Source organism: Longimicrobium sp. (assembly GCF_036280135.1).
In the GTDB taxonomy this organism is placed as follows: Bacteria; Gemmatimonadota; Gemmatimonadetes; order Longimicrobiales; family Longimicrobiaceae; genus Longimicrobium.
Map to the genome: position 1 here is coordinate 1 of NZ_DASURI010000070.1, position 4644 is coordinate 4644.

Sequence of the window (4644 nt, forward strand, 5' to 3'; positions counted from 1 at the left end):
GGAAGCCGTTCAAGGTTGCCATGATCGCGTGTCTGCGGAAGCTGCTGGTGATCCTGAACACGATGGCGCGCACGAATACACCCTGGAATCCGGCGATCGCGGCCACCGTCTGAAACACAGTTGCTGAGGAGCCGCCGCGCGGCCCGTACCTGTGCATGATCCCTGGCGGCGACGAAGGATCTTGCCTGCAAAGCGACAAGTCGGCTCTGCGCACCAGATGCCGGCTTGTCGCTTCGCGGGCAAGATCCTTCGGTCGCGCCAAAGTCCTGCGCGTGGTCGTGTACGCGCGGCGCTCCCTCAGGATGACCCGGCGAGCGGAGGGGGCGCTCGCGCGGAGCCGACTCTGCGTCGAGGACTTCGAGAACGACAAAGCCCCGCCGGACGCGTATCCGGTGGGGCTTTGTGCCTTCTCGTCATCCGGCGCGGTCAGGGTCGCTGGATCACGTTGCGCTGCAGGTTCCAGATGATCACGTCGCCCGGCGCCAGGGCCACCACGGGCGAGAACTGCACGGCGTTCGTGCCGCCCTCGGCGCGCAGGCGGTACTGCCCGGACAGGAACTCGCGCGTGGTCGAGAGCGTTCCCGTGCCCAGCGTGGGCAGCGTGCCCAGGTTGATCTCCGGCCCCGCGGACTGCACCAGGTACACCCGCACCTGGCTGGGAATGGCGCCGTCGTTCTGCACCGTCACCGTCAGCGTGTTGCCCTCGCCCCCCATCCGGTTGCCGAAGCAGCCCGCCAGCCCCAGCGCCACCACCATGGCGGCGATCATTCGCATCATCCCTCGCATCCGCTCCTCCTCGTCACAGGTATGCGCAGGGTACTCGCACTGGCCGTGCCACGCGTGGAGAACGACGCGTCAGTCCGGCGCGCCTGCTCCCTCCCCGTCCCCCGGGACCTCGCCCTCCGGGTCCGCATCGGCCTCGTCGCCGTCCGATCCGTCCTCGTCCGCCGACTCGTCGCCTTGGGGGAAGACGAGGGCGCCGAGCGTCTCCAGCAGGTCGTCGCGCCCGTCGCCCTTGAGCGACGAAAAGGCGATGGCCTGGTCCGGCTCGATGCCCAGCGCCTTGACCGTCTTGTCGAACGCTTCCTTGCGCTTGGTGGCCGTGAGCTTGTCGGACTTGGTAAAGGCGAACAGCACGGGCAGGCCCAGCTCCGCCAGGTACTCCACCGAACGCAGGTCGTCGGGCGTGGGGCCCGTGCGCAGGTCGATGAGCTGCACCACGCCGGCCAGGTCCTCGCCGCGGGACAGGTAGGAGCTGATGTACTTCTCCCACTTCTTCCGGGCCTCCTCGGGCGCGCGGGCAAAGCCGTAGCCGGGAAGGTCCACGAGAAAGAAGTCGCCCAGGTCCGAGCGGACGCGGTAGAAGTTGATCTCCTGCGTCTTGCCGGGCGTGGCCGACACGCGGGCGATGGCCGTGCGCGTGCGGCCCAGCAGGCGGTTGATGAGCGACGACTTGCCCACGTTGGAGCGCCCCGAGAACGCCACCTGCGGCATTCCCCGCGCGGACTCCGGCGGCGGCTGGCCCGGCTGCCCGATGGCCCCGGCAAACTCTACGGATTTGATTCGCATGCCGCCAAAGTACACGGGCAGGGCAAGCGCCGACAAGGGACGCGTGCCGATGCCAGAAAGGGAACCGCCGCGATCCGCGGCGGTTCCCCGTTCCATCACCGTGCCTGCCGGTGGTTCAGCAGCCGGCGGTGAGCTGCAGGCAGCGCCCGGTGTCCTCGATGGGGCACAGGCGCGTGTCGCAGTACTGGGTCTGCAGGGGACAGCACGCGCTCAGGTTTTCGCTGGGGTTGGGGCAGCCGCAGGTGCCGTAGCACGACGCGTCGCAGGTGCCGATGCACGATGCCATGCAGCTGTTGCGGCAGCTGAAGTCCGCCGTCTGCAGGCACCGGATGCACTCCGACAGGCCGCGGGTGTTGGGATTCAGGATCTGGCGGCCGTCCACGGTTCCGCGGAGCACGTCCGTTTCGGACGAGGGGTCGAACGATTCCACCTGCAGCGCGTCGAGGTCCAGCGTGAGCTTCTTCATGGTACACTCCCGAAAACGGGTGAATTGGGGGGACTGCCGGGCAATCGCCCGACGCTCCACAATAGCCCCGGAAAGTGTCGCAATGAAAGATGTCGTGAAATAAAACTGATGTTTTGCACAAGCTCTGGCGTATACGTCCCGGTGAGGGTTTGTCTCGCGTAGATCGTTGGCCGGGGGCACTTTTTGCTGCCGCGTGGTTTGGATCGCGATGGCGGATATGGTGCGCATCGCGTCCGGAAAACTGCCTTGGCACACGGCACTTCGTGAACGGTTGACGGCGTTTCGAATCGGTTACCGTTAACTCCGTTCGCGAAGCGCCGTGTGAGAATGCAGTTGCCCTCTGCCTGGCGCAGGTCACCGAACCCGATCGCGAAGAAAAACGCGGGGGCGGCACATCGGCCGCCCCCGCGCAGTTCACTTCCGCACTAACGCACTAACGCACTTCCGTCCTCACGCTTCCTTCTTGCGCCGCGCGTCGGGGGCCAGCACCAGCAGGGGCGGCACGCCGTCCGTCACGCACTCGGGCGTGACGACCACCTCGCGCACGTCCTCGCGGCTGGGGATGTCGAACATGATGTCGCGCATGAGGTTCTCGATCACGGCGCGCAGGCCGCGGGCGCCCGTGCCCCGCTCGATGGCCTGCCGCGCGATGGCCCGGATGGCGCCCGGGTCAAAGGTGATCCCCACGCCATCCATCTGGAAGATCTTCTGGTACTGCTTGACGAGCGCGTTCTTGGGCTCCGTCAGGATGCGCACCAGGGCGTCCTCGTCCAGGTTCTCCAGCGTGACCGTCACCGGCAGACGGCCCACGAGCTCGGGGATCAGGCCAAAGCGCAGCAGGTCCTCGGGCTCGGCGTTCTCGAACGGGTTGGCCGTCTTTTCGATGCGCCCGCCGTCCTTGGCCCCGAAGCCGATCTGCCGCTTGCCCGTGCGCGCCTCGATGATCTTTTCCAGCCCATCGAACGCCCCACCGCAGATGAAGAGGATGTGGCGGGTGTTGATCTGGATGTACTCCTGCTGCGGGTGCTTGCGCCCGCCCTGCGGCGGCACCGACGCCGTGGTGCCCTCCAGGATCTTGAGCAGGGCCTGCTGCACGCCCTCGCCCGACACGTCGCGCGTGATGGACGGGTTCTCGCTCTTGCGCGCGACCTTGTCGATCTCGTCGATGTAGATGATGCCGCGCTCGCACTCCGCCACGTTGAAGTCGGCGGCCTGCAGCAGGCGCACGAGGATGTTCTCCACGTCCTCGCCCACGTAGCCCGCCTCGGTGAGCGTGGTGGCGTCGACGATGGTGAACGGCACGTGAAGCACGCGGGCCAGCGTCTGCGCCAGCAGCGTCTTGCCCACGCCCGTGCTGCCGATGAGCATGATGTTGGACTTGTCGAGCTCGACCTCGTCCATCACGCCGTGGTTGTTGACCCGCTTGTAGTGGTTGTAGACGCTGACCGAGAGCGACTTCTTGGCCTGCTCCTGGCCCACCACGTACTGGTCCAGCACCTCCTTGATCTCGAGGGGGGTGGGCACCGGCGTGGCGGCGCTGGTGGCCTCCTTGATCTCCTCCTCGGCCAGGATCTCGTTGCAGAGCGAGATGCACTCGTTGCAGATGTACACCGAGGGCCCGGAGATGAAGCGCTTTACCGAGTCCTTGGATTTTCCGCAGAACGAGCAACGGAGGTGCTTGTCGCTGGGCATAGCCTGAAACCTGCGAGTTCTTGGAAAGGGAGGGGACGGGGCGCCTCCGTCAGGAGGTGCCCGTCTCCGCGTGGTCGTGGCGAACGGCCACCAGCTGCGTGGTGCCCCCGTGCGCGATGACCTCGTCGATGAGGCCGTACTCCTTGGCCTCCTCCGGCGACATGAAGCGGTCGCGGTCCAGGTCCGCCTCCACCCGCTCCTCGGACTGGCCCGTGTGGTGGCTCAGGATCTGGTTCAGGCGCTGGCGCAGCCCCAGGATCTCGCGGGCCGCGATCTCGATGTCGGCCGCCGTGCCCTGGCTGCCGCCGCTGGGCTGGTGCAGCATGATGCGGGCGTTGGGAAGCGCGCTGCGCTTGCCCTTCTCCCCCGCGCCCAGCAGGATGGCCCCCATGCTCGCCGCCATGCCGATGCAGATGGTGTGCACGGGCGAGCGGATGTACTGCATGGTGTCGTAGATGGCCAGCCCCGCCGTCACCACGCCGCCGGGCGAGTTGATGTACAGGTAGATGTCCTTTTCCGGGTTGTCGGCATCCAGGAAAAGGAGCTGTGCGATGATGATGTTGGCGACCGTGTCATCCACGGCGCTGCCGAGGAACACGATGCGGTCCATCAGCAGGCGGCTGAAGATGTCGTAGCTGCGCTCGCCCCGGCTGGACCGCTCGATCACGTACGGCGGATAGATGGCCATTCTCGGTCTGGTCTCCTGGCATGAGGTGGGGAGGGCCGCGGCCCTCCCCGGAGCCGCTTAGCCCTGCGTGATCGTGTTGCGCGAGCGCAGGTGCTCGAAGACCTTCTCCTCCAGGATCTCCGACTCCAGCGCCTGCATCTGCCCGGTGCGCTCCAGCTCCACCCACACGTCGCTGGGCGACCGGCCGTGCTGCTCGGCCAGCTTCTCGACCCGCGCATCCACGTCGTCG

The 4644-nt window shown here is 66.9% G+C and carries 6 protein-coding genes and 1 pseudogene; 1 reads left to right on the forward strand and 6 read right to left on the reverse strand.

Annotated features, from left to right (window positions below; genetic code table 11):
• Positions 1 to 113 (forward strand): annotated as a pseudogene (locus VFZ20_RS32875) (IS110 family transposase); the annotation flags it as partial.
• 313 nt (positions 114 to 426) lie between these two features.
• On the opposite strand, the gene VFZ20_RS02485 reads toward VFZ20_RS32875, so the two are convergent.
• The 6 genes from VFZ20_RS02485 to VFZ20_RS32880 all read right to left on the reverse strand — a co-directional run bounded on the left by VFZ20_RS02485 (position 427) and on the right by VFZ20_RS32880 (position 4637).
• Positions 427 to 777 carry a hypothetical protein gene (locus VFZ20_RS02485; protein WP_329682238.1) on the reverse strand — a complete coding sequence of 117 codons (351 nt, stop codon included), beginning with the start codon at positions 775 to 777 and terminating at the stop codon, positions 427 to 429.
• Positions 778 to 855: 78 nt separating this feature from the next.
• Complete coding sequence (gene yihA / locus VFZ20_RS02490) at positions 856 to 1569, reverse strand: ribosome biogenesis GTP-binding protein YihA/YsxC (RefSeq protein WP_329682239.1); 714 nt, start codon at positions 1567 to 1569, stop codon at positions 856 to 858.
• 115 nt (positions 1570 to 1684) lie between these two features.
• Positions 1685 to 2035 (reverse strand): hypothetical protein, encoded by a 351-nt coding sequence (locus VFZ20_RS02495; RefSeq protein ID WP_329682240.1) that lies wholly within the window; start codon positions 2033 to 2035, stop codon positions 1685 to 1687.
• A gap of 450 nt (positions 2036 to 2485) precedes the next feature.
• A complete protein-coding gene (gene clpX, locus VFZ20_RS02500) occupies positions 2486 to 3727 on the reverse strand; it encodes an ATP-dependent Clp protease ATP-binding subunit ClpX (protein WP_329682241.1) in 1242 nt (413 codons plus the stop codon).
• Positions 3728 to 3776: 49 nt separating this feature from the next.
• The gene (gene clpP, locus VFZ20_RS02505; protein ID WP_329682242.1) at positions 3777 to 4415 is read right to left on the reverse strand and encodes an ATP-dependent Clp endopeptidase proteolytic subunit ClpP; all 639 of its coding nucleotides are present in this window, start codon (positions 4413 to 4415) and stop codon (positions 3777 to 3779) included.
• Positions 4416 to 4472: 57 nt separating this feature from the next.
• Positions 4473 to 4637, reverse strand: a complete 165-nt coding sequence (locus VFZ20_RS32880; protein WP_414682920.1) for a hypothetical protein — start codon at positions 4635 to 4637, stop codon at positions 4473 to 4475.
• Between the last annotated feature and the right edge of the window lie 7 nt (positions 4638 to 4644).

Coding starts and splice junctions, on each gene's coding strand:
- VFZ20_RS02495 (WP_329682240.1), bottom strand. CDS start 2,035: ATGAAGAAGCTCACGCTGGACCTCGACGCGCTGCAGGTGGAATCGTTC.
- yihA (WP_329682239.1), bottom strand. CDS start 1,569: ATGCGAATCAAATCCGTAGAGTTTGCCGGGGCCATCGGGCAGCCGGGC.
- clpX (WP_329682241.1), bottom strand. CDS start 3,727: ATGCCCAGCGACAAGCACCTCCGTTGCTCGTTCTGCGGAAAATCCAAG.
- clpP (WP_329682242.1), bottom strand. CDS start 4,415: ATGGCCATCTATCCGCCGTACGTGATCGAGCGGTCCAGCCGGGGCGAG.
- VFZ20_RS02485 (WP_329682238.1), bottom strand. CDS start 777: ATGATGCGAATGATCGCCGCCATGGTGGTGGCGCTGGGGCTGGCGGGC.